Annotated in this window: 22 protein-coding genes; 6 read left to right on the top strand and 16 right to left on the bottom strand. The window is 64.5% G+C overall.

The window, feature by feature from the left end:
* Positions 1 to 13 precede the first annotated feature (13 nt).
* The 3 genes from ACFDR6_RS08685 to ACFDR6_RS08675 all read right to left on the bottom strand — a co-directional run bounded on the left by ACFDR6_RS08685 (position 14) and on the right by ACFDR6_RS08675 (position 3,723).
* Positions 14 to 1,915, bottom strand: coding sequence for a potassium transporter Kup (locus ACFDR6_RS08685; protein WP_212087128.1), 1,902 nt, complete (start codon positions 1,913 to 1,915; stop codon positions 14 to 16).
* Positions 1,916 to 2,088: 173 nt separating this feature from the next.
* The gene (locus ACFDR6_RS08680) at positions 2,089 to 2,916 is read right to left on the bottom strand and encodes an OmpA/MotB family protein (RefSeq protein ID WP_212087130.1); all 828 of its coding nucleotides are present in this window, start codon (positions 2,914 to 2,916) and stop codon (positions 2,089 to 2,091) included.
* 33 nt (positions 2,917 to 2,949) lie between these two features.
* Positions 2,950 to 3,723: a motility protein A gene (locus tag ACFDR6_RS08675; RefSeq protein ID WP_212087132.1), complete on the bottom strand. Its 774-nt coding sequence runs from the start codon at positions 3,721 to 3,723 to the stop codon at positions 2,950 to 2,952.
* Positions 3,724 to 4,164: 441 nt separating this feature from the next.
* Between ACFDR6_RS08675 and ACFDR6_RS08670 the strand changes: the two genes are divergently transcribed.
* Positions 4,165 to 4,458 (top strand): hypothetical protein, encoded by a 294-nt coding sequence (locus tag ACFDR6_RS08670; protein WP_212087135.1) that lies wholly within the window; start codon positions 4,165 to 4,167, stop codon positions 4,456 to 4,458.
* A 14-nt stretch (positions 4,459 to 4,472) separates the two neighbouring features.
* Here ACFDR6_RS08670 and ACFDR6_RS08665 read toward each other — a convergent pair whose 3' ends face one another.
* From ACFDR6_RS08665 to ACFDR6_RS08650, 4 genes are all read right to left on the bottom strand, one after another.
* Positions 4,473 to 5,192: an RraA family protein gene (locus ACFDR6_RS08665; RefSeq protein ID WP_212087139.1), complete on the bottom strand. Its 720-nt coding sequence runs from the start codon at positions 5,190 to 5,192 to the stop codon at positions 4,473 to 4,475.
* A 121-nt stretch (positions 5,193 to 5,313) separates the two neighbouring features.
* Positions 5,314 to 6,195: a CDP-alcohol phosphatidyltransferase family protein gene (locus ACFDR6_RS08660; protein WP_375858054.1), complete on the bottom strand. Its 882-nt coding sequence runs from the start codon at positions 6,193 to 6,195 to the stop codon at positions 5,314 to 5,316.
* Positions 6,196 to 6,281: 86 nt separating this feature from the next.
* Entirely contained in the window at positions 6,282 to 7,004 is a 723-nt protein-coding gene (locus ACFDR6_RS08655; RefSeq protein WP_349643048.1) for a phosphatidylserine decarboxylase, read from the bottom strand.
* Positions 7,005 to 7,058: 54 nt separating this feature from the next.
* The gene (locus ACFDR6_RS08650; RefSeq protein ID WP_375858053.1) at positions 7,059 to 9,017 is read right to left on the bottom strand and encodes an ABCB family ABC transporter ATP-binding protein/permease; all 1,959 of its coding nucleotides are present in this window, start codon (positions 9,015 to 9,017) and stop codon (positions 7,059 to 7,061) included.
* A 200-nt stretch (positions 9,018 to 9,217) separates the two neighbouring features.
* Here ACFDR6_RS08650 and ACFDR6_RS08645 point away from each other — a divergent pair, with 200 nt between their 5' ends.
* A complete protein-coding gene (locus ACFDR6_RS08645; RefSeq protein ID WP_212087149.1) occupies positions 9,218 to 9,823 on the top strand; it encodes an LOG family protein in 606 nt (201 codons plus the stop codon).
* Positions 9,824 to 9,905: 82 nt separating this feature from the next.
* Here the strand turns inward: ACFDR6_RS08645 and ACFDR6_RS08640 are convergent, their stop codons facing one another.
* The 4 genes from ACFDR6_RS08640 to cysS form a co-directional block, all read right to left on the bottom strand.
* Positions 9,906 to 10,283, bottom strand: coding sequence for a VOC family protein (locus ACFDR6_RS08640; protein ID WP_375858052.1), 378 nt, complete (start codon positions 10,281 to 10,283; stop codon positions 9,906 to 9,908).
* A 74-nt stretch (positions 10,284 to 10,357) separates the two neighbouring features.
* The gene (gene cimA / locus ACFDR6_RS08635) at positions 10,358 to 11,956 is read right to left on the bottom strand and encodes a citramalate synthase (protein ID WP_375858051.1); all 1,599 of its coding nucleotides are present in this window, start codon (positions 11,954 to 11,956) and stop codon (positions 10,358 to 10,360) included.
* On the bottom strand, positions 11,953 to 12,444 hold the full coding sequence (locus ACFDR6_RS08630) for a GNAT family N-acetyltransferase (protein WP_375858050.1): 492 nt from the start codon (positions 12,442 to 12,444) through the stop codon (positions 11,953 to 11,955). The genes cimA and ACFDR6_RS08630 overlap by 4 nt, the downstream gene beginning before the upstream one ends.
* Before the next feature lie 115 nt (positions 12,445 to 12,559).
* Positions 12,560 to 13,942, bottom strand: coding sequence for a cysteine--tRNA ligase (gene cysS, locus ACFDR6_RS08625; RefSeq protein WP_212087168.1), 1,383 nt, complete (start codon positions 13,940 to 13,942; stop codon positions 12,560 to 12,562).
* Positions 13,943 to 14,235: 293 nt separating this feature from the next.
* Between cysS and ACFDR6_RS08620 the strand changes: the two genes are divergently transcribed.
* Both ACFDR6_RS08620 and ACFDR6_RS08615 read left to right on the top strand, forming a co-directional pair.
* The gene (locus ACFDR6_RS08620; RefSeq protein WP_317239967.1) at positions 14,236 to 14,541 is read left to right on the top strand and encodes a hypothetical protein; all 306 of its coding nucleotides are present in this window, start codon (positions 14,236 to 14,238) and stop codon (positions 14,539 to 14,541) included.
* Positions 14,542 to 14,672: 131 nt separating this feature from the next.
* On the top strand, positions 14,673 to 15,860 hold the full coding sequence (locus tag ACFDR6_RS08615) for a DUF2865 domain-containing protein (protein ID WP_212087174.1): 1,188 nt from the start codon (positions 14,673 to 14,675) through the stop codon (positions 15,858 to 15,860).
* A gap of 233 nt (positions 15,861 to 16,093) precedes the next feature.
* Here ACFDR6_RS08615 and ACFDR6_RS08610 read toward each other — a convergent pair whose 3' ends face one another.
* Genes ACFDR6_RS08610 through ACFDR6_RS08600 form a run of 3 tightly spaced genes read right to left on the bottom strand, consistent with a single transcriptional unit; the run spans position 16,094 to position 19,632 of the window.
* A complete protein-coding gene (locus tag ACFDR6_RS08610; RefSeq protein ID WP_375858049.1) occupies positions 16,094 to 17,851 on the bottom strand; it encodes an NAD+ synthase in 1,758 nt (585 codons plus the stop codon).
* A gap of 34 nt (positions 17,852 to 17,885) precedes the next feature.
* Positions 17,886 to 18,239, bottom strand: a complete 354-nt coding sequence (locus ACFDR6_RS08605; protein WP_212087181.1) for a diacylglycerol kinase — start codon at positions 18,237 to 18,239, stop codon at positions 17,886 to 17,888.
* A 4-nt stretch (positions 18,240 to 18,243) separates the two neighbouring features.
* Complete coding sequence (locus ACFDR6_RS08600) at positions 18,244 to 19,632, bottom strand: class II 3-deoxy-7-phosphoheptulonate synthase (protein ID WP_212087183.1); 1,389 nt, start codon at positions 19,630 to 19,632, stop codon at positions 18,244 to 18,246.
* 179 nt (positions 19,633 to 19,811) lie between these two features.
* On the opposite strand from ACFDR6_RS08600, the gene ACFDR6_RS08595 reads away from it, so the two are divergent.
* Together ACFDR6_RS08595 and ACFDR6_RS08590 are read left to right on the top strand one after the other, a co-directional pair.
* A complete protein-coding gene (locus ACFDR6_RS08595; RefSeq protein WP_375858048.1) occupies positions 19,812 to 20,708 on the top strand; it encodes an alpha/beta hydrolase family protein in 897 nt (298 codons plus the stop codon).
* Positions 20,709 to 21,568: 860 nt separating this feature from the next.
* Positions 21,569 to 22,381 (top strand): nickel-binding protein, encoded by an 813-nt coding sequence (locus ACFDR6_RS08590; RefSeq protein WP_375858047.1) that lies wholly within the window; start codon positions 21,569 to 21,571, stop codon positions 22,379 to 22,381.
* 141 nt (positions 22,382 to 22,522) lie between these two features.
* Here ACFDR6_RS08590 and ACFDR6_RS08585 read toward each other — a convergent pair whose 3' ends face one another.
* Complete coding sequence (locus ACFDR6_RS08585) at positions 22,523 to 22,786, bottom strand: hypothetical protein (protein WP_212092503.1); 264 nt, start codon at positions 22,784 to 22,786, stop codon at positions 22,523 to 22,525.
* Positions 22,787 to 22,938: 152 nt separating this feature from the next.
* On the bottom strand, positions 22,939 to 23,652 hold the full coding sequence (locus ACFDR6_RS08580; protein WP_249153903.1) for a LuxR C-terminal-related transcriptional regulator: 714 nt from the start codon (positions 23,650 to 23,652) through the stop codon (positions 22,939 to 22,941).
* Positions 23,653 to 24,093 lie beyond the last annotated feature (441 nt).

Genomic DNA, 24,093 nt, shown 5'->3' with positions numbered 1-24,093 from the left:
CGGGCAGTGCGTTCTAGATGGTGACCTGGGTCCCGACTTCAACCACCCGTCCCGTGGGGATTTGGAAGTAGTCCGTGGCATCGTTGGCGGACCGGCTCAGCGCAATGAATAGATGGTCCTGCCATAGCGGCATGCCCGACTGCGCCGACGCTTTCAGCGACCTTCGCGACACGAAGAACGACGTGGACATGATGTCGAACTGCCAGCCCTGCTTGCGGGCGATCGCGAGCGCCTTGGGCACGTTCGGCTGCTCCATGTAGCCGAAGCGCAGGCGGACCTTGGAGAACTTCTCGCTGATCTTCTCCATGCGGAACCGCTCCGCCAGGTCGACCCGCGGCGTCTGCGCGGTCTCGATCGTCAGGATCACGTTGTGCTCGTGCAGCACCTTGTTGTGCTTCAAATTGTGCAGCAACGCGGTCGGCACGAAAGCGGGATCGCTGGTCAGGAATACCGCGGTGCCCTTGACGATGTGCGGCGGCCGCTTCTCCAGGCTCCGGATCAGATCGTCCAGCGGCACCTCGATCCGGCGCGTCTTCTGCATCAGGATTCCCGAACCCCTGCGCCAGGTCCAGATCGTCCCCACCATGACGACGCCAAACAGCAACGGCACCCACGCACCATCGAGCAGCTTCAAGAGATTGGCACTGAAGAAGCTCAGGTCGACGATGACGAACGGCACGATCACAGCCGCAGCCGTGGCGGCGCGCCAATTCCACAATTTCCAGATCACGACGAAGCCCATGATGCCGTCGGCAACCATGGTGGTGGAGACCGCGATGCCATAGGCCGAAGCCAGATTGCTGGGGGTGTGGAACAACAAGACCAGCAGCATCACGCCGATCAACAGCAGCCGGTTCACGCGCGGCAGATAGATCTGGCCGGCGTGAGTCTCGGAGGTGTAGCGCACCTCGAAGCGGGGCAGCAGGCCGAGTTGCACCGCCTGATAGACCAGCGAATAGGCGCCGGTGATCACCGCCTGGCTCGCGATCACGGTGGCGGCGGTCGCGAGACCCACCAGCGGAAGCACCAGACTATCAGGCACCATGCGATAGAAGGAATGCTCGATCGCGCTTGGATCGGACAGCACCAACGCACCCTGCCCAAAATAGTTGATCAAGAGCGCGGGCAGCACGAAGAACATCCAGGCCGACTGGATCGGCTTGCGTCCGAAATGACCGAGATCGGCATAGAGCGCCTCGCCCCCGGTCACCGCCAGAAATACGGCGCCGAGAGTCACGAGGCCGATCACACCGTGCGAGAGCACGAACTGCACCGCGTAATAGGGATTGATCGCCGCCAGCACGGAGGGATCGTCAGCGATGTGGACGGCTCCCATCACGGCGATGACGGCGAACCAGACCACCATCACCGGACCGAAGGCCGAGGCGACCAGTGCGGTCCCCTTGCTCTGGACGGCGAACAGCAGCACCAGAATCAGGACGGTGAGCGGCACGACATAATGCTCGAGCGCGGGGGCCGCGAGCTTGAGGCCCTGGACCGCCGACAGCACCGAGATCGCCGGCGTGATCATGGAATCGCCGATGAACATGGAGGCGCCGACCACGCCGAGCGCGAGCAGAACCCAGCTGCGCCGCCCGAGCGCGCGCTGGCCGAGCGCCATCAGCGAGAGCGTGCCGCCCTCCCCGTTATTGTCGGCGCGCAGCAGCAGCAGGACGTATTTGGCGGTGACGACGATCAGCAGCGCCCACAGGATCAGCGAGAGTACGCCGAGCACGATGATCCGCGAGACCGGCTCGCCATGGGCCGCGCCCTTGACCGCTTCATGGAATGCATAGAGCGGCGAGGTACCGATGTCGCCAAAGACGACGCCGATGCTCCCGAGCGTAAGGGCCCAAAAACCTGATGTGACCGGTTTCCCGTCTGGGGACTCGGTCGATGAGATGCTCGCCGTCATGGGGGTGGAGAACGCCTGGTCCCTGAATTCGATCCGGCGCCTTTCGACCGTTCCGGCGCGCCTGTCAATTGGCTCGCCACCATAGCAGCCGCCGAGACAGAAGCTGTGACACCGCAGCAACGTTCATCGCCTGCGCGACGACATGCCTCAGGTAAAATGGTAATGCAAGACCGTCACGGCTTCAGGTTCGGGGGCAGCGGGGGATCTTCGCGCATCAAGGTGATGGTCACCCGCCGGTTGGCGGCCAGCGAAGGATCGTCCGGAAACAACGGCTGCGTGTCCGCCTTGCCGGAGACGGCGAAGATGTGCGACGGCGGCAGGCCTTGCCGTTCGAGGATCTGGCGCACGGCATTGGCGCGGTCGGCTGACAGATCGAAGGCGCCGTAGTCGCTGCGGGTCGGCACGAAGCCCGCGGCGGTGTGGCCGGCGATGGAAACGCGCAGCGGCGTGGCCTTGAGCGGCACCGCGAGCTTCTCGACCAGGCGGCGGGTGCGGTCGTAGGGCACCTTGGAGCCGTCGGCAAACATCGAGCGGCCGTCCTGATCGACGATCTCGAGGTTGAGACCCTGCTTGGTCTCCTCGAACATGATGTGCTTGGACATCTCCGTCAGTTCCGGCATGTCCTGCAAGGCTTGGCGCAGCGAGGCGGCGGCGAGCGCGAAATTGCGGTCGACCTTGATCTTCGCGCCGGAGGTCTTGTCGCGATCCTCCTGGTCCGGCGTCGGCGTGTTAGAGGCATCCTCGGGCTGGATGTGGTCGACGTTCTTCAACCGCGGACGGGTCGGCAGGCCGTCGGACTCGACGATCCCGGAATAGCGCGCCTCGGTCTGCACGCCGAATGCCTCGCGCATCGAGCCGGCGACGATCTTCAGCTTCTGCGCATCCTGGGTGGAGAACGCGACCAGCATCACGAAGAACGCCAGCAATAGCGCCATCAGGTCGGCGAAGGTCACGAACCAACCGTGGCCTCCGTGCGCGCCGCCGCGTTTCTTCTTGGCCATTGGCTGCTTTCCGCGACCGCCCTACCCCGCCGATCAGGCCGGCACCGGCTCGCCCTCGCCGTGGCGATGTTTCTCCGGCAGATAGGCCAGCAGCATCTCGCGCACGAGCGTCGGGCTCTTGGAGTCGCGGATCATCAGAATGCCGTCGATGATCAGCGTCCGGTTCGTCTCTTCGTCGAGCAGCTTGCCATGGAGCTTGTCGGCAATCGGCAAGCAGATCAGGTTCGCGACGACGGCGCCGTACAGCGTCGCCAGCAAGGCGGTGGCCATGAACGGACCGAGCTTGGAAGGATCGGACATGTTGGAGAACATCTGCACCATGCCGAGCAGCGTGCCGATCATGCCGAACGCGGGGGCGCAGTCCCCGACCGCGCGATAGATCTTGCTGCCCTCGTCCAGATGCATCAGGAAGTTGTCGCGGTCGCGTTCCAGATTGTCGCGAATGAAGTCGAGGTCGTAGCCGTCGGCGACGTAACGGATACCCTTGGCGAGGAACGGCTCGTCGGTCTCGACCTTTTCCAGTCCCACTGGACCCTGCTTGCGGGCGATCTCGGCAATGCGGGCGAGTTCGTCGACGAGGTCGTGCGCCGAAAGGCTGCTCAAGGTGAAGGCGAATTTTGCGCCCAGCGGCACGCCGTGCACCATCGCCGACAATGGAAAGCGGATCATCGTTGCGGCGAACGAACCGCCGAAGATGACGATGACGGCGTGGATGTCGTAGAACATCCCGAAGGTACCGCCCATCAGGATCAGCGACGACACAACAATGGCGCCTGCGACCAGGCCGACAAGTGTTGCGATATCCATTATCGACTCCAACGCCTGCGCAACAACGGCCATCCTGGCCGCTGGCGCGGCTCAACCCCGAGCCGCATCGCAGACCCTAGAGCCCCGCCATTAAAGACGCGTAAAGGTTAAGTCCGGACAGTTGGTATGCCGCTCCGCAAGCGGCGGCAGCACAGCCGGCGGCGGAAATCTCAACACTTTGCTAACCATGATCAATCGCTGGACCGGCAACCTGCCAGGCGCCGTGCGCCCGACCCTGCCGGGCGTTGCCTTCAACGAGATGCAGGATCGCGTGCTGCCTTGTTCCACGGTCGAAATCGGGTGATGCCACCGCAGGACGTGGCGCCGACGCCGCCGGTCGCGTGTGTCCTCGACTGCGGCCCTGCGTCACATCTGCGACAAGGGATGGTGGCGGTATTCTCGCCTCGTGGAGGCACGCTCCGTCGTTGGGAGCCATTTGCAATGTTGACGCTGTTCAGTCTTCTCACCGCGCTGCCTGCGGTATTGGCGCTCCACCTGCTCGAGCCGGAGCTCGTTCTGCCGGCGTTCAGCCTTGCGCTCTTTGCAGAGGCTGTCTTCGCGGTGATCGCAGCGCGCTTGATTCGCCTCCCGGACAATGCGGAGGCCATCACGCTGTGGGACTTTGCTGGCGGCTTCACCCTGATCGGATGCGCCGCCGCGATGTTTGCCGAGCCGGATCAGGCCGCGCTCTTTCTGGCGGAACAGGCCGGCTCACAGCCGACCTCGCGGCCGTAGGCCGTTCAGCCGCGTCAGTGAATTTCCGCCGAGCGCTTCAGCGCGGCCTTCAGCTTCTCCAGCGAGAAGTCCGGGCTGCGGGCGATCTCCAGGATCGGGGTCTCGCGGCGGCCACAGAGCTCGGCGGCCTCGGGCAGCTTTGCCGCGACATCGAGCGGGATTACGATGGCGCCGTGCTGATCGGCATGGATCAGATCGTCCGACTTCACGGTCATGCCCGCGACGCGCACCTCGCCGCCGAAGCTCTCCGCATGCACCCAGGCATGCGACGGGCCGATTGAGCCGGCCAGCGCCTGGAATCCCGGGGCCCATTGCGGGATGTCGCGGATGGAGCCGTCGGTGATGACGCCGAGGCAGCCGAGCGCCTTGTGGACATTGCTCTGCACCTCGCCCCAGAACGCCCCATAGCCCACGTCAGGGCCGTCGATATCCTGAATGACCGAGATGCGCGGGCCATGGCCGGTGCCGACATACTCGTAATATTCGATACGACGCCTGGACTGCTCTTCCGGTGCAAGCGAGGATTTCAGCACCGAGCGGATCGCAACCGTGCGGGCATAGCCGACGATCGGCGGCAAATCGGGGAACGGGCAGACCAGTTGCTTGGTGGTGTAGCCGATCAGCCGGCGCTCGGGCGCCACGATCTCCATGGCGTTGCAGATCGTCGGCGTGTCGTAGCGGCCCAGCGCTTCGAGGACGGAAGCGGGCAGCGGCCCGGTCGCGGAATTGGTCACGGCGTTCTCTCCCAGATTGGCGGTCGCTGTTGGCGCGGTGCCGCCGGCACAGGGCGATATAGCCGAGATCGAGCCTCGACCCAACTCAGCGCACCCTCATGGCTGATATCCGCGAAAGAGCTCAGTGCAGCCGTCCGGGGCGGTCGTCATCCTTCGGCGGCTCCGACAAATTCGCCAGCGTCGGCGCTGAAGGCGGCGATGAGACCTCGTCTCCCGATGGCGCCGAGGCTTCCATCGCGCGCGTCTGGTCGCGATAGGATTTGTATCCGAGCGGCAGGCAGAGCAGATAGAGCACTGTGCCGATCGACAGCACGTGCCAGGGATAGGCGATCAGCAATGCGATGAAGACGATCACGGCAACGAAAGCCGGCAGCACCAGCTCCGGCGCCACGCGCATGCGCTTGGTCTTGCCGGAGAACACCGGCAAGCGCGACACCATCAGGAAGGCGATCAGGAGCGTATAGGCCGCCGTCAGCGCCGCGGGGGTGCGGCCGAGATCGAGGAACGCGACGTAGATCGGCAGCAGCACGGTGATCGCGCCCGCAGGCGCGGGCACGCCGGTGAAGAAATTGGCGGCGAAGGCGGGCTTGTTGGGATCGTCCATGGTGGCGTTGAAGCGCGCCAGACGCAGGCCGCCGGAGATCGCGAACACCATGGCGGCGATCCAGCCGGCATTGCCGAGCTCGTGCAGTTGCCAGAAATACAGCATCAGGCCGGGCGCCACGCCGAAATTGACGAAGTCGGCGAGGCTGTCGAGCTCGGCGCCGAACTTGGACTGGCCCTTGATCATGCGCGCGATGCGGCCGTCGATGCCGTCGAGCGCGGCCGCGAACACGATGGCGTAGACGGCGAGCGACATCCGCCCCTCGATCGACAGCCGGATCGAGGTCAGGCCGGCGCAGATCGCCAGCAGCGTGATGACGTTGGGCACCAGCATCCGCACCGGAATCGGGCGGAACCGCCGGCGGCGGACGTCGGGATCTCTCAGATCGTAGGGTGTCATGGCTGTCCTCACCTCGGGGCGAGATATAGCAAGCCGCGCCGCCCTCCGCCATTGCGGCGGAAAGGCCCCCTAGACCGGCTTATTGGTTAATTGGCGCGGAAGGCGCGGCTGGGATCCTCGCCCGCAAGATCGGCCAAAATCGTCTCGCCGGCGATGGCAGTCTGCCCTTCCGAGACTAGCGCCTTAGTGCCAACGGGCAGGTAGACGTCGAGCCGCGAGCCGAAGCGGATCAGGCCGAACCGCTCGCCGGCGCCGATCGCCTGGCCTTCCCTGACGAAGCAGACGATGCGCTTGGCGACCAGCCCTGCGATCTGGACGACGCCGATCCGCGCCGTCGGCGTCGAGATCACCAGCGAATTGCGCTCATTGTCCTCGCTGGCCTTGTCGAGCTCGGCATTGATGAAGAGGCCCGGGCGGTAGGCGATGCGGTCCACCCTGCCCGCGACGGGCGCGCGGTTCACGTGGCAATTGAAGACGCTCATGAACACCGAGATGCGTGGCAACGGCCGGTCGCCGAGCCCGAGCTCGGCCGGCGGCAACGCCATGGTGATCATCGAGACGCGGCCATCGGCCGGCGACACAACCAGCCCCTCGCGCACCGGCGTCACGCGCACGGGATCGCGGAAGAACAGCGCGCACCACACGGTCAGGATCGTGCCGATCCAGCCGAGAGGCGACCACAGCCAGAACAGGATCAGGCTGGCCAGCGCAAAGCCGCCGATGAAGGGATAGCCCTCCTTGTGGATCGGCGGGATCTGACGCTGGATCGAATCGAGAATGGACATCGCTATCTGCCGGTCGGAGTGAATGGCACGGGTCGTCGCGCGGGCTTGTTTAGGCCAGAGTTGGGACCGGAGACAAGGTCACTCCGCCGCCGCTGGCGCCGTCAGGGCATCGACGACCGGCGGCGGCTCCCGGTTGGGGGCCTGGCCGGTGTCCGCCATCTTGGCCAGCTTCTCGCGCGCCGCCTCGGCCTCGCGCTGCCTGTTCCACATGCTGGCGTAGAGGCCGCCATGCGCGAGCAGCTTGGCATGGGTGCCTCGCTCGGCGATGCGCCCCTGGTCCAGCACGATGATCTCATCGGCCCCGACGATGGTCGAAAGCCGGTGCGCGATCACCAGCGAGGTGCGGTTCTTCGCCACCCGGTCGAGCGCACCCTGGATCTCGTGCTCGGTATGGGTATCGAGCGCCGAGGTCGCCTCGTCCAGCACCAGGATCGGCGGCCCCTTCAGCACGGTGCGCGCGATCGCGACGCGCTGCTTCTCGCCGCCGGACAGTTTCAGCCCGCGCTCGCCGACCTGGGTCTCGTAGCCCTTCGGCGACATGCGGATGAAATGGTCGATCTGCGCGAGCTTCGCCGCCTCCTCGACCTCGGCATCGCTGGCATCCCAGCGGCCATAGCGGATGTTGTAGCGGATGGTGTCGTTGAACAGCACGGTGTCCTGCGGCACCATGCCGATCGAGGCCCGAAGCGAATCCTGCGTCACCGCGCGGATGTCCTGGCCGTCGATCAGGATCTTGCCTCCGGAAACGTCGTAAAGGCGGAACAGAAGGCGCGAGATGGTCGACTTGCCCGCACCGGACGGTCCGACGATGGCGACCGTCTTGCCGGCCGGCACCTCGAAGCTGATGCCCTTGAGGATCGGGCGCGTCGGCTCATAGGCAAAGCGCACGTCCTCGAAGCGCACGGTACCGGCGGAGATGACCAGCGGCTGCGCATCGGGCGCGTCCTTGATCTCGGCCTCGCGGCCCAGCACGTTGAACATCTTCTCGATGTCGATGATCGCCTGCTTGATCTCGCGATAGACCATGCCCATGAAATTCAGCGGCTGGTAGAGCTGGATCATCATGGCGTTGACCAGCACGAAATCGCCGACCGTGTTGGTGCCGTTGCGCACGCCGATCGCGCACATCAGCATGGTCGCGGTCAGGCCAAGCGTGAAGATCACCGCCTGGCCGGTGTTGAGCACGGCGAGCGAGGTGTAGGTGTGGACGCTCGCCTCCTCGTAGCGCGCGACCGATTTGTCGTAGCGCTGCGCCTCGCGCGCCTCTGCGCCGAAATACTTCACGGTCTCGTAGTTGAGAAGCGAGTCGATCGCCTTGGTGTTCGCCTCGGTGTCGGAATCGTTCATCTTGCGACGGATGCCGATCCGCCACTCGGTCGCGATGTAAGTGTAGTACATGTAGAGCGCAACCGTGATCAGGGTGGCGACCACGTAGCGCCAGTCGAACTGCCAGAGCAGCACGGCCATCAGCAGCGTGACCTCGACGATCGTCGGGATCAGTTGCAGGATCACCATGCGCACGATGACCTCGATGCCCTCGCGGCCGCGCTCGAGCACGCGCGTCAGACCGCCGGTCTTGCGCTCGAGGTGGAAGCGCAGCGACAGCTCGTGCATATGGATGAAGGTGATCGTGGCGAGCTTGCGCACCGCGTGCATGGCCACGCGCGCAAAGATGCCGTCACGCCACTGCGTCAGCAGCGCCATCAAGATGCGCATCGTGCCGTAGCTGACGGTCAGCAACAACGGCGAGGCGATCACCCAGAGGTGCCAATTGTCAGCCTGCAGCGGCGCGGTGTTGGCGCCGGTCAGCGCGTCCGTCGCCCATTTGAAGCTGAATGGTACCGTCAACGTGATCAGCTTGGCGACAAGTAGCAGCACCAGCGACCACACCACACGCATCTTCAGGTCGAAGCGGTCGCCCGGCCAGATATAGGGCCACAGATGCGCCAGCGTGCCCATCAGCGTGGCCCGCTCCAGTGGTCCTCCCGCGGGAGGATCTGGAACGTCGGCGCCGTCGAACGATTGAGGTTGGTCCATCAAAAAGCCTGAAAGCCCGGCCGATGCGGGCATCGCTGCAATTTACGATTTTCGCCTGTCATATAAAGCCTTCCCGATGTCCGCGCACCCCGCCAGATGGCGAATCTTCGATTGTTTGTCGCCATTTACCGGTAGTTTCCGTCAGTATCGAATCACCGATTGGACTTGACGCCTCTTCGCTGCAATGCATCATGGTGACAATGAGCACGATCAAAACCGTCTGTGTCTATTGCGGCTCCGGCCCAGGAACCAATCCCAACTTCATCGAAGCGGCGAAGGCGCTCGGCAAGGCGCTGGCGGACAGCAAGATCCGCCTCGTTTATGGCGGCGGCTCGCTCGGCCTGATGGGGGCGGTCGCAACCTCCGTGCTGGATCACGGCGGAAGCGTCACCGGCATCATCCCCGACTTCCTGCGGATGCGCGAGAACGCGTTGACGCGCGTGCAGGAGATGGTCGTCACGCCCGACATGCACGAACGCAAGCGGCTGATGTTCGAGCGCTCCGACGCCTTCGTCGCCTTGCCCGGAGGGCTGGGCACGCTCGAGGAGTTGGTCGAGCAACTGACCTGGCAGCAACTCGGCCGTCACGCCAAGCCGGTGCTGCTCGCCAATATCGACAATTTCTGGGAGCCGCTGTTCTCCCTGGTGTCCCACATGCGCCAGACCCAGTTCATCCGCGCCGGTCTTTCCGTCGACATCCTCAAGGCGGACAAGGTCGAGGAGATCGTCCCGCGGCTGCGCGCCGCGGCAGCGCAGATTCCCGAGGGGCAGGGCGACCTCGCGCCGGAAGTGGCGCGCAAGCTGTAACGCCTTATGTTTTGAGCATGATCTTTTCGGAAAACCGCTGCGCACTTTGCGCTAACGCGGCCCTTCGGGTCCGGATCATGCTCTACGCCGCCGGAAACGTCACCGCCTCGATGCGGTTGCCGTCGGGGTCGGTCACGAAAGCCGCGTAATAGCGCACGCGATCGTGCGGCCGGACGCCGGGCGCGCCGTCGGAGGCTCCGCCGGCAGAGAGCGCTGCGGCGTGAAACGCATCCACTTCGCTCGTCGTCTTCGCCCGCAGGCAGATGTGGACGCCGCTCTCCGCCGGCACGTGCGCCATGTTCTCGCGCAGATTGATCCAGAACTCGGGATAGGCCTTGCCGAAGCCGACGGTGCGTGGCCGCGTGACGAGGCGCGTGAGGCCGAGTGCCGCGAGCGTGGCCCCATAGAATTTCGCGGCGCGATCGAGATCGCTGACCCCGACGGAGATGTGGTCGATCATGCCCTGCCCTCTCCTCACCCCCGCTGTCATCGCCCGGCTTGACCGGCCGATCCAGTACTCCGACACGCCGCGGCTTACGCCGGCGCGCCAGACTTCACGAGCTTGTAGATCACCGAATCCATCAGCGCCTGGAACGAGGCGTCGATGATGTTCGGGGAGACGCCGACCGTGGTCCAGCTGTCGCCGTTCTCGTCCTCGCTCTCGATCAGCACGCGCGTGACCGCGCCGGTGCCGCCATTGAGGATACGCACGCGGTAATCGATCAGCGTCAGGCCCTCGATGTATTTCTGGTACTTGCCGAGGTCTTTTCGCAAGGCGACGTCGAGCGCGTTGACGGGGCCGTTGCCCTCGGCGGCCGAGATCAGGTGCTCGCCTGCAACATCGACCTTGACCACGGCCAACGCGACGGTGACGCGCTCGCCGTGCGAATTGTAGCGCTGCTCGACGTTGACGTCGAACTGCTCGACCTCGAAATATTGCGGCACCTTGCCCAGCGTCCGGCGCGCCAGCAGCTCGAACGAGGCGTTGGCGGATTCGTAGGCGTAACCTTGCGCCTCTCGCTCCTTCAATTCCTCGACGAGCCGCGTCAGCTTCGGGTCGCTCTTCTCGTAAGGGATCCCGGCACGGTCGAGCTCGGCGATGACGTTGGAACGTCCGGCCTGGTCCGAGACCAGCACCTTGCGGTGGTTGCCCACCGTCTCCGGCAGCACGTGCTCGTAGGTCTGCGGGTCCTTCAGCACAGCGGAGGCATGGATGCCGGTCTTGGTGACGAAGGCGCTCTCGCCGACGTAAGGGGCATGCCGGTTCGGCACGCGATTGAGCATGTCGTCGAGCGTGCGCGAGACTTTCACCAGCGTTGCGAGCTTCTCGGCGCTGACACCGATCTCGAAAGCGTCGGCAAAATCTTTCTTCAATTTCAGCGTCGGGATCAGCGAGCAGAGATTGGCGTTGCCGCAGCGCTCGCCGAGGCCGTTCAGCGTGCCCTGGATCTGCCGGGCGCCGGCCCGCACCGCGGCGAGCGAGTTGGCTACGGCCTGCTCGGTGTCGTTATGGGCGTGAATGCCGACATGGTCGCCGGGGATGTGCCTCGTCACCTCGGTGACGATGGCCTCGACCTCATTGGGCATGGTGCCGCCGTTGGTGTCGCACAGCACCACCCAGCGTGCGCCGGCGTCATAAGCGGCCTTGGCGCAGGCGAGCGCAAAGTCTGCATCCTCCTTGTAGCCATCGAAAAAGTGCTCGCAGTCGAGCATGACCTCGCGGCCGGCGGCCTTCGCCGCCGCAACGCTGTCGCGGATCGAGGCGAGGTTCTCCTCCTTCGTCGTCTCCAGCGCGACGCGCACCTGATAGGCCGAGGATTTTGCCACGAAGCAGATCGCATCGGCCTTCGCTTCAAGGAGCCCGGCGACGCCAGGATCGTTCGAGACCGAACGCCCGGCCCGCCGCGTCATGCCGAAGGCGGTGAAACGTGCGTGACTGAACTTTGGCTTGTTGCCGAAGAACTCGGTATCGGTCGGATTGGCGCCGGGATAGCCGCCCTCGACATAGTCGATGCCGAGCTCGTCCAGCATCGCAGCGATGATCTGCTTGTCTTCAAGCGTGAAATCGACGCCGTTGGTCTGCGCGCCGTCGCGCAGCGTGGTGTCGAACAGATAAAGACGCTCCTTGCTCATTGCTGTGCTCCGAGCGTCTTCTTCATGGTGGTGTTGGCGAGCCACTCGTCATTGACGGTGATGCTGTTGCGCTGCATGGCGACATAGCCGCGCTTTGCGAAAAAGCCCTGCGCATTGTCGCTGGCATCGACCGAGAGGCTGGTCGCGCCGCGGCCGCCGGCAAGCTTTTCCAGCGCATCGACCAGCAGGGTCGCGATGCCCTGCCCGACGACGGCCGGATGCACGTAGAGCATGCGGATGTGATCGTTGCCGCGCAGCGAGGCGAAGCCGACGGGCGAGCCCTCGAGCGTCGCGATCAGCGTCAAGTCGGCGGCAAGCCGCTTGCCGAATTCTTCGGTTTCGGCCGCCTCCATCCAGGCTCGCTGCTGCGCCTCGGTATAGTCTTCGCCGGTCAGCTCCTCGATGCTGGCGGCGAAGATCGCGGCGAGCACCGGCACGTCATCAGACAGGAAGGGCCGCAAGCCGGGCTTTGGCAAAGTCTGTCCCATCGTCCTCACCACATCCCATACAGCTTGAGCACCAGCGCCACGGCGCCCACGAGCAGCGCGATCTTCAGCGCGATGTAATAGAGCCAGTGCCGCGGGAAAGGCGTGTCGGGCCGCTTCATCGAGAGACCTCCCACGTCGTTCCTTCCTTGGAATCCTTGATCGCAACGCCCATCGCGGCGAGCAGATCGCGGATGCGGTCGGACTCCCCAAAATCCTTGCGGCTACGCGCCGCCGTCCGCTCCGCGATCAGGCGCTCGACTTCCCCGGCATCGACGCCGCTCGCCTGCTGCTTGCGGCCTTCCCATTGCGCCGCGCTCTCGGACAGGAAGCCGAGCAGCCGGAGCGAGCCCGCCAGGGCCGCCACGTCGCCGCCGCGCAGGCCGTGTAGCGCCGCGATCGCCAGCGGCGTGTTGAGATCGTCGAGCAGCGGCTCGACCACGGACGCTGCCGGCCTGCCGGGCTCGACGTCGGCCGCGACGCGATACCAGTCGTCGAGCGTCTTGGCACTCTCCTCCAGCGACTTCGTGGTCCAGTCGATCGGCGAGCGGTAATGCGTCTTCAGCATGTTCAGGCGCAGCACTTCGCCGGGCCAATCCGCGAGCAGCTCGTGGATGGTGATGAAGTTGCCGAGGCTCTTCGACATCTTCTCACTCTCGACCTGGAGGAAGCCGTTGTGCATCCAGTAGTTTGCCATGCGCTCTCGGTGGAAGGCGCAGCAGGTCTGCGCGACCTCGTTCTCGTGATGGGGAAACACGAGGTCGATGCCGCCGCCGTGGATGTCGAAATGCTCGCCGAGATGCTTCCAGGCCATGGCCGAGCACTCGATGTGCCAGCCCGGACGCCCCTCCGCCTTGATGCCGGCCGGCGACGGCCATGACGGCTCGCCGGGCTTGGACGGCTTCCACAGCACGAAATCGGTGTTGTCCTTCTTGTAGGGCGCGACATCGACGCGGGCGCCGGCGATCATCTCGTCGAGCGAGCGATTGGACAGCGCGCCGTAGCGCGGCAGCGACGAATTGGCGGCGTTCATCGCCTGCGGCGAGAACAGCACGTGATCCTCGGCGACATAGGCAAAGCCGCCCTTGACCAGCCGCTCGATGATCTCGCGCATCTCGGCGATGTGCTCGGTCGCGCGCGGCTCGACGCTCGGTCGCAATGCGCCCAGCGCATCGACATCGGCATGAAACTGCTTGCCGGTCTGCTCGGTGACCTTGCGAATGGCTTCGTTCAGCGGCAGGCCGGGGAAATCGCGCGCGGCACGGTCGTTGATCTTGTCGTCGACGTCGGTGATGTTGCGGACATATTTGACATGCGCCTCGCCATAGAGATGGCGCAGCAGCCGAAACAGCACGTCGAACACGATCACCGGCCGGGCGTTGCCGATATGGGCGAAGTCATAGACGGTCGGTCCGCAGACATACATGCGGACATTGCTCGGATCGAGCGGCTGAAATGGCCGCTTCTCCTTCGTCAACGTATCGTAGAGGCGCAATTCCATATGGATACCCGTCGGCTGTTGGCCGGGCGTCCAGGGCTCTCAATGTGTTTGAGAAAAGACGGCTCCAGCCAGCGAATCGCTAGCTCGTAATCTCGCGGCAAATGGCGCAAATGGCGAGGAGACCGTTCATGCGGAACATATGGGCTATGAGGCGCCCCGGCGTCAAGAGAGCCGCGAAAGGCGCCGCTTTTTCATCGAACAGCGCGCTGCCCGTCACGATGGTTCATGATCCCCTAACCATTTGAGCCCATTTTGGAACCGGCGGTTCCCCTTTTTGCCACCGGTGCTTTTTCATGCGATTTTTGCCCGCGCTCATTTTTGGCGCCTCCATAATTGCGGCCTCCAGCGCCTTCGCCGAGAGCCGCGTCTTCATCATCGCCAACCAGGCGGACGGCTACGGCATCGACCAGTGCCTGGCCAAAGGTGACAAATGCGGGGCCTCCGCTGCCCGCACCTACTGCCAGTCACGAGATTTTGCCCAGGCATCGAGCTATCGCCGGGTCGATCCCGACGAAATTACCGGCTCTGTCCCCAAATCCGGCACAAATTGCTCCCATGGCCATTGCGACGAATATGTCGCAATCACCTGCCAGCGCTGAATTCGCTCGGAGCTGGCGTAGCTTAGGCCAGGGCTTTGGCGCCCGAAACGACGTGACGATGCCGCAGGAAGCGGCTATGGGAGGGCGCGCTTCGGCCCTCCAAAGTCATGCCGGGCCGTGACCTCGCTAGAATGGCGGATATGCCTGAATTTTTGTCCCTGTCCCGTGCCCGCTTCCTCCTTGCCTGCATCGTGCTCCTGAGCACCGTCGTGCTCGCGAACGGTGCTTTCGCGCAGGCCGGCCCGCCGGGACCGCCGCCTCAGCCCGGCCAGAACGGGCTCGGCCCCAATCCGATGTGCGTGCGACTGGAGGGCCAGCTCGCGGCACTGGACCGTGGCGGCGGTGGTGACCCCGCGCGTGAGGAGCAGATCCGCCGTTACCAGGATTCCCAGGCCAAGCAGCAGGCCGAGCTCGACCGCGTCACCATGCAGGCCAAGCGCATGGGCTGCGATTCCTCCGGCTTCTTCTCGCTGTTCAGCGGCCAGTCGGCCCAATGCGGCCCGGTCAACACCCAGATCCAGCAGATGCGGGCCAATCTGGACCAGATCACCGTCAATCTCGAGCGCCTGCGCGGCGGCGGCCCCGGCGGCTTCAGCCCGGAACGCGACAATCAGCGCCGCTCGGTGTTGACGGCGCTGGCGCAGAACAATTGCGGCCCGCAATACGCCAACGCCGCGCAGTCGCAGGGCGGCGGCAACTTCCTGAGCAATCTGTTCGGCGGCAACAACGCGGGCAATCCGCAGGGCGTGCCGCCCGCCGATCTCGGGCCGCAATCCGGCACCTTCCGCACCGTGTGCGTGCGCACCTGCGACGGCGCTTATTTCCCGGTCTCGTTTGCGACGGTGCCGGCGCGCTTCTCCGACGACGAGAAAACCTGCAAGGCGCTCTGCCCGGCCGCGGAAGCCGTGCTCTACACCCATCGCAATCCCGGCGAAGACATGAACTCCGCGGTCTCGATCGGCGGCCAGCCCTACACCGCGCTGCCGACCGCGTTCAAATTCCGCAGCGAGTTCAACCCGTCCTGCTCCTGCAAGGCCGCAGGCCAGACCTGGGCGGACGCACTGAAATCCGCCGACGACAAGGCGTCGGCCGAGCAGCAGGGCGACATCATCGTCACCGAGGAGAGCGCCAAGAAAATGCAGCAGCAGCGGCTCAACAAGGGTACGCCTGCGAATGCCAAGAAGGGCGCAGCCCCCGCGCCAACGACGGCGAATGCACCGGCAGCGACACCGCCAGCGGATGCAGGCGCGGCGGCGAACTCCGAGAACAAGCCGATCCGCTCGGTCGGACCGACCTTCCTGCCGCAACAGCAGAAATAAGGTCTTGCTTCGGTCAGATCTACCGATCTGTCCCCTTCTCCCCTTGCGGGCGAATGTGGCGCGAAGCGCCGGATGAGGGGTTCTATCCACGCTCCCATATGTGCATGCGGAGACAACCTCTCACCCAAGTGAGTTTACAGCGACTACGGAGCTGCCCTCTCCCGCAAGGGGCGAGGGCACAATAACGCCCTTCTCGCCCGCGGTACGAGAGAGGTAACCGTAAAAGTCAGCACTCACCCCTCGAACGCGTCGATCGAGGCCTTGCTCCCGCGCGACACCAGCGTCTCGTCCGCCGTCGGCAGCCCCTCGCCCTTGTCGCGAAACCGGTTGGTGATGGGATAGCGCCGGTCGCGGCCGAAATTCCTGGGGGTCACTTTGACGCCGGGCGCAGCCTGACGGCGCTTGTATTCGGCGACGTTCAGCAGATGGTCGATGCGGGTGACCGTCTCGCGATCGAAGCCGGCGGCAATGATCTGATCCAGCGGCTGCTCGTGCTCGACAAGACGCTCCAGGATGGCATCGAGCACGTCGTAGGGCGGCAGCGAATCCTGATCGGTCTGATTCTCCCGCAGTTCTGCGGTCGGCGGGCGCGTGATGATATCGGGCGGAATGACTTCGCCCGCAGGCCCGAGGGCGCCCTCCGGCTTCCAGCTGTTGCGCAAGGCCGCCAGCCGAAACGCCTGCGTCTTGTAGATGTCCTTGATCGGATTGAAGCCGCCGTTCATGTCGCCGTAGAGCGTGGCGTAGCCGACCGACATTTCCGACTTGTTGCCCGTGGTCACGACCATCAAGCCCGTCTTGTTGGAGATCGCCATCAGCAGCGTGCCGCGGGTGCGGGCCTGCAGGTTTTCCTCGGTGATGTCGGGCGGCAAATTCTTGAAGAGGCCCGAGAGGATGGTCTCGAACCCGCTCACGGCCTCCGCGATCGGCAGGACCTCGTAACGGATGCCGAGATGGCCGGCGAGTTCGCCGGCGTCCGCAATCGAGCTTGCCGCGGTGTAGCGATAAGGCAGCATCACGCCGTGCACCTGATCGGCGCCGAGCGCATCGACCGAGATCGCCGCGCACAGCGCGGAATCGATGCCGCCAGAGATGCCGAGCAGCACGCCGGGAAAGCCGTTCTTGGCGACATAGTCGCGCAAGCCCAGGACGCAGGCCGCATAGTCGGCCTGATCGCCCTCGGGCAGCGCAACGATCGGCCCCGCGCAGCGCCAATCGTCGCCGTTGCGGGTGAAGCGCAGCGTGACGATGCCTTCTTCGAATGCCGGCAGTTGCGCCGCCAGCGAGAGATCGCCGTTGAGGGCGAAGGACGCGCCGTCGAACACCAGTTCGTCCTGGCCGCCGACCTGATTGAGATAGACCAGCGGCAGCCCGCTCTCGGTCACGCGCGCCACGGCGACGGACAGGCGCACGTCGTTCTTGTCGCGGGCGTAAGGAGAGCCGTTCGGCACCAGGATCATCTCGGCACCGGTTTCGGCCAGCGTCTCGACCACGTTCTCGTAGTCCTCCGACTCCTCCAGCCAGATGTCCTCGCAAATCGGGACGCCGATGCGCACGCCACGCACCGTCACGGGACCGGCGGCAGGGCCGCGTGCAAACAGCCGCTTCTCGTCGAACACGCCGTAGTTCGGCAGATTGCATTTGAAACGCAAGCTGGCGATACGGCCGCCGTCGAGCAGTGCGCAGGCATTGTAGAGCTTGCCGTCCTCGACCCAGGGGGTGCCGACCAGCATGGCCGGGCCGCCATCGGCGGTCTCGCGCGCGAGGCTCTCGATCGCCGCGCGGCAGGCCGCCTGGAAGGCCGGCTTCTGCACGAGGTCTTCCGGCGGATAGCCGGCGATGAACAATTCCGGAAACAGCACGAGATCGGCGCCGTCGGCGACAGCTCGCGCACGCGCCGAGCGTGCCTTGGCAGCATTGCCCTCGATGTCGCCCATGGTCGGATTGAGCTGGGCGAGCGTGACCGCGAATGCGTTGAGACGTTCGGTCATGGCGCTCCGATCCCCAAGCTAGAGGAACCCCAGGCTAGAGGAACCCCAGCCGCTCGATAATGGCGATGATCCAGAACGCGCCGGCCATCAACAGCGCCACGCCGACCGCCGCCGAGCCCATATCCTTGACCCGGCCGATCTGCTTGTCATGGTCCATGGTCAGCCGGTCGGCAAGCTTCTCGATCGCAGTGTTGAGCAGCTCGACCGTCAGCACGAACGCAACCGAGCAGACCAGCTCGACGGCCCGCATCGCGGTCGCGCCGACGAACCAGGCGAGCGGCACCGACAGCAGGAGCGCAAAGATCTCCTCGCGGACGGCCTGCTCCGACCGAAACGCAAAGGCCAGACCGTTACGGGAATTGATCGTGGCCTTCCAGATCCGCAGCAAGGTTTTAGAGCCCCGCTGCGACCGGCATCGGCTGGGCCTTGCCGGCGCGCTCCTGCTTGAGGAGCTCGGCGACCAGGAAAGCCATGTCGATGGATTGCTCGGCGTTGAGACGGGGATCACAGACCGTGTGATAGCGGTCGTTGAGGTCCTCGTCCGTGATCGCGCGGGCGCCGCCGATGCATTCGGTGACGTCCTGACCGGTCATCTCCAGATGCACGCCGCCGGCATGAGTGCCTTCGGCGGCATGAATGGCGAAGAACGATTTCACTTCGGACAGGATGCGGTCGAACGGTCGCGTCTTGTAGCCCGACGTCGAGGTGATGGTGTTGCCGTGCATGGGATCGCAGGACCAGACCACCACCCGGCCCTCGCGCTTCACGGCGCGGATCATGTTCGGCAGGTGCTCGCCGACCTTGTCAGAGCCGAAGCGGCCGATCAGCGTCAGCCGGCCCGGTTCGTTGTCGGGATTGAGCACGTCGATCAGCTTCAGGAGCTCGTCAGGCTTGAGCGACGGGCCGCATTTGAGCCCGATCGGATTCTTGATGCCGCGGAAATATTCGATGTGGCCGTGATCGAGCTGGCGGGTGCGATCGCCGATCCAGATCATGTGGCCCGAGGTCGCGTACCAGTCGCCGGTGGTGGAATCGACGCGGGTCATGGCCTGTTCGTAGCCGAGCAGCAGCGCCTCGTGGCTGGTGTAGAAATCGGTGGCGCGCAGCTCGGGGTGGGCTTCGAGATCGAGGCCGCAAGCGCGCATGAAATTCAGCGCGTCGGAGATGCGGTCGGCCAACTCCTTGTAGCGGCGGGACTGCGGCGAATCCTTGAGGAAGCCGAGCATCCACTGATGCACGCTGCCGAGATTGGCGTAGCCGCCGGTGGCAAAGGCCCGCAGCAGGTTCAGCGTCGCGGCCGACTGGCGATAGGCCATCAACTGGCGCTGCGGATCCGGCACGCGCGCTTCCCTGGTGAAGGCGATGTCGTTGACGATGTCGCCGCGATAGCTCGGCAGCTCGACGCCATCAATCTTCTCGGTCGGCGACGACCGCGGCTTTGCGAACTGGCCGGCGACGCGGCCGACCTTCACCACGGGGACGGCGCCGGCATAGGTCAGCACCACCGCCATCTGCAGCAGCACGCGGAAGAAATCGCGGATGTTGTTGGCGCCGTGCTCGGCAAAGCTCTCGGCGCAGTCGCCGCCCTGGAGCAGGAACGCTTCGCCCGCCGCAACGCGGCCCAGGGCCTTCTTCAGATTGCGCGCCTCGCCCGCGAACACCAGCGGCGGAAAGGTCGCAAGCTGCGCCTCGACGTCGGCCAACGCCTTGGCGTCGGGATAGTCGGGCACCTGTAGCACCGGCTTGCTGCGCCAGGACTCGGGCGTCCATCGCTCGGACATCGCAATCTCTCCGTGAAGCGAAAAGTGCAACCTGATCTGTGGGTTGCGAGGGCCGCCTTATACACAGGCCGGCCCCGACCCGCCAGTTGTAAATCGATTCGGCACTGCAAACCCTTGCAGGGAAAGCCAAATTCACATTTGCTGGGCGGGCGAGGAAGCTGGCAGGATACCTTGCGCCCATGGACGTGGCAGTGGACGACGTTTTCATCGACGAGATCAGCTTCCCGGCGACCGACGGCTATGCGCTGGCCGGCACCCTGTTCCTGCCGCGCGGCACCAAGCGCCATGCCGTGCTGATCAATTCGGCCACCGCCGTCCCGCGCAAGATCTACCGCGGCTTTGCCTCCTATCTCGCCCATCGCGGCTGCGCGGTCCTGACCTACGACTATCGCGGCATCGGCGATTCCCGGCTGCCGGCGATGGTCGGCTACAACCAGCCGAAATCGCTGGTCGGCTTCAAGGCCTCGATGTCGGACTGGGCCGCGCTCGACGTCACCGCGGCGGTGCGCTGGATGCGGGAGCGGTATCATGGGCTGGAGCTGGCCTATGTCGGCCATTCCTTCGGCGGCCAGGCGCTGGGACTGATCGCGAACAACACGGAGATCTCACGCGCCGCCTTCGTGGCCTCGCAGGCCGCGACCTGGCGGCTGATGACGTCGCCGGAAAAATACCGCGTCTTCGCCTTCATGAATTTTGTCGGCGTGCCGCTCACCTACGCACTCGGTTATGCGCCGGGCTGGGCCGGCGTCGGCGAGGATCTTCCCAAGGGCGTCTTCCTGGAATGGGCCGAGTGGGTCTCGAACCCCCGCTATCTCTTCGATTCCAAGCTGCCGGAGCTGGACAATTTCGCGAAGTTCAAGGGCGAGCTGCGGGCACTGTGCTTTTCCGACGATCCCTGGGCGACGCGGCCCGCGGTCGAGCTGCTCGCGAGCGGATTCACCGGGGTCAAGCCGGAGGTGATCAGCGTCAAACCATCCGACGTCGGCGCCAAGGCCATCGGCCATTTCGGCTTCTTCCGTCCCGACCATCGCGACACGCTGTGGCGCAGCGTGGCGGAATGGATTCAGGGGGACTAAGACACACCTTCGCGTCCTCGCGGCTTTTCTCGCCCGAGTTTTGCTCGTCGCCTTGCCCTCGATTGAAAGAGGGCGCAGGGAAGGCCGGGAGCCGGTTGGCTCCCGTGGACCGCCATGCCAAGAGCAGACTGCGTGTGCTTCATGCATAGCGGGAAACAGGGCAACCGGAGCATCCCGGCCTTCCCTGCGCAGTGGTTGGAACGGCTTATGTCGTACTCTCCCCGGGGAGCGTTGCACTATTGCCCCCGTCGCCTTGCGGATGACCGATGCGCTTGCCCGGTTGGGCAGTTCGCATCACCGCAAGACTTGACGCACAGACCCCGGGCGTCAGGACCACACGATTTTGCCGTACGCCGATCACACCGGTCGTGCGCGCGAGGTGTTTCGCTCACGGTTGCCCGCCCTGCAAAATCCTTCGCGCCGATGTGACCTGCGTCCACCGCGGCCCGGCCCGCGTTCGTGACGATCGCGATACGCCCCTCTTCGTTGGGCCGGGATGCAGCAATGAATACGCCATTACCGAATTTCGGTAAAGTGGAATATTTTCGCCGCCGCGCGTTGACCCAGGGCTCGCGTGTTTTGCCCGTCGGGCAACACAAGGGATTGTAGATATCGTGCCTGGCCGCGGCTCGGGCGCTTCCGTGAAAGCGCGTGCGACTCCCGTCCCGCAGCCGCGCCTTCACCGTCCAGGAAGCCGCCAAGCGGGAGGCCGGCATAGGACAAGTTGAGCGAATTACCCTGGTGAAGGCATACTGCACTTCCAAAGCGGCCCCAAGATGTTACATTGAGTATGCTGTCGGCGAACCATATTTAGTGCAGATTTGATCGACACCGGCAGAAGAAGCGTTGGAGCAACGCCAATGCCAATTTTCCTCGACCGACACGATCTCTCGGGCCTGACAGCTTCCGATATCGCGGAGGCGCATCGTAAAGACCTAGAGGTGCAAGATCAGTACGGAGTTCGTTTCCTGACGTATTGGTTTGATGAATCGCGCGGCACGGGCTTCTGTCTCATTGACGCACCGGATATCGAAACGGCGATGCGGGTTCATGATGAAGCTCACGGCGAGGTAGCGAAAGATGTGATTGAAGTCGACCTCTCAGCCGTCCAGGCATTTCTTGGGAGAGTGTCTGATCCGGAGCCGTGCGGCGAGGCAAACAACGTCAGAATTGATTCTGCCTTGCGGGCCATAATGTTCACCGACATCGTTGGCTCTACCAGCATGACAGAGCGTCTTGGCGACGCTCGATCTGTCGAGATGGTTCGAGCACATGACGCGTTGGTTCGTCGCGCATTGAAGGACAAGGGTGGGCATGTCGTGAAGCACACCGGGGACGGCATCATGGCATCTTTCGCCGACACCGCCGCCTCCGTGCAATGCGCCCGCTCTATCCAGCAAGCGTTTGAAGCCTTCAATCTGGCCAGCAAGGAGAAGCTTCAGGTGCGAATTGGGATTGACGTCGGAGAGCCGATTGCCGACAGCAACGACCTCTTTGGCGCGACCGTTCAACTCGCTGCTCGATTGTGTCAGTTGGCCGAGCCAGATGCCATTCTTGTGTCAAGTGCCGTTCAGGATCGCATCCGGGGTCGTTTCCAAGGGACAAACATGGGTCCCTGTCATCTCAAAGGTTTGATGAAGCCTGTCGACGTATACGGGATCGAATGGCGCTAGCCGTCGCGACTGCCGAGGAAATCGATTGAGGCGACGATGGCAGCTATTGGCCCATCTGCGACCTCGGAAGCCATCCGCTCTTCGGCCGACGCGGGCGGCAAACCGGACGTCAGGCCGACAGCCGATTAGCGAGTACGGGCCCTACCGGATGATCGTCGTCAGCGACGAGTAACGCCTGTTGGGCTTGGCCTCGCCCGCCGAGAACTGCGCGAAGGCATCGCTGACGCGTGCGGCCGGCGTGGTCCCGTCTGCGAAGCGGAATTCCTTGGGCCGCGGCGCGTAGAAGCTGGCGCGGTAATAGGCATCGTCGAAGCGTGCCTCGCCAACGCCGAATAACGCGTCGCAGACGAACAGGAGCGCATAGACTCCCGCCATTGCAGCGACGACCTCCTTGAGAACTGACATGTGATGCCCCACCCTTTTGCCGGGAAGCATGCACGCCGGTTCCAAAGCCGAGGTTTAAGGCTCCGATCTTCCTGTCCGCACGGTTTGCCGCTGCTGGACGGATTGCAGACAATTTTAACGACTCCGCCGACCGCACGCTGTGACCGGCGGCTTCACTGCCGCGCGCCGAGAAGGCAGGCCGCAAGTTCGGTCCGGTTGTGCACGCCGAAGCGCCGGCACAGATTCGCGACGTGCTCCTTCACGGTCTGGTCGGAGATCCCCATTTCGCGGGCAATCTCCTTGTTGGTCTGGCCACGGCAAACCCGGATGGCGACATCCGCCGAGCGCGGCGGCAGCGATGCCGAGAGCATCCCGGCCGTCTCGGGTTGACGGCCCGGGCTACGATCGGCTTGCAGCTCGCCCGTATCCATCATGTTGGTCAGCGCCAGCGAGCCGGCCCGGCATAGCATCTGCATGCGCAATCGTGCCCGCGGCGTATAGGGCGCGCCCGTCTCCGTCGTCGCAGTGAAGAGCACGCCGATGATCTTCCGGCCGCACCACAGCGGCCCACCCATATTGTAGGCGAAGCCCCATTCATGCAGCATCTCGAAGCTCGGGCTGTGCCGCCATTGCTGCGGGCCGATCACGGTTTCGCCGTCGACCGCGCAGCCGCGGGTCATGATGCAATCCAGCACAGGGTCGTGCTTCCAGAAGCCGGCCTTGTAATTGTCGAGCAGGCCATCGGCGACGTGGCGGCTGTAGACCAGGGCGGGCTCCGGGCCGTCGAGCAGGTAGAGGCCGACGGTCGGCGATCCCGTGAGTTCGGTGATTGCCGAGCAACAGGCCGCGCCCAGTGCACGCACCGAACGGCTCTCGGCGATGGACATCAAACGATCCGCCAGCTGGCCCTCAGGCAGACGGTCAAACTGCTCCTGCTCGGCCCTCACCGCCACTCCTCGCACGACGTGCGCCATTTCGTTTTGTTATAGGGTTAAAACTTCTTCTTCGCCCGTTCTCCGGTCAAGCGAAAAGAAGCGGCAGAACCGCGCTTCTCCGGCTCAGCTTTGCGGCACAGCAGCAACGGCGATCCCCCCATGATGGGGGATTGCTGGTCTGCCCGCTTCATCCCTAGCATCTGTCCATCGTGATCGCGTGACGAAATCACGCGGTTCCGACGGGGTCATGTCACCATCGCGAGCTGTCTGCTCACCTGCGCGCCAACAGCCTTGGCGCGCGACGGCAGAGCTTTGCCGACGGAGGACGTTCCCGCGGTCCCGATCCTCCCCGCCGATGGCGCAGCGGAGCAACAGCTTGACGTGGAGATACCG

Source organism: Bradyrhizobium tunisiense (assembly GCF_042263385.1).
In the GTDB taxonomy this organism is placed as follows: Bacteria; Pseudomonadota; Alphaproteobacteria; order Rhizobiales; family Xanthobacteraceae; genus Bradyrhizobium; species Bradyrhizobium tunisiense.
Note: the sequence above shows the minus strand (reverse complement) of the source record. Positions and strands in the feature narration are given on the sequence as shown.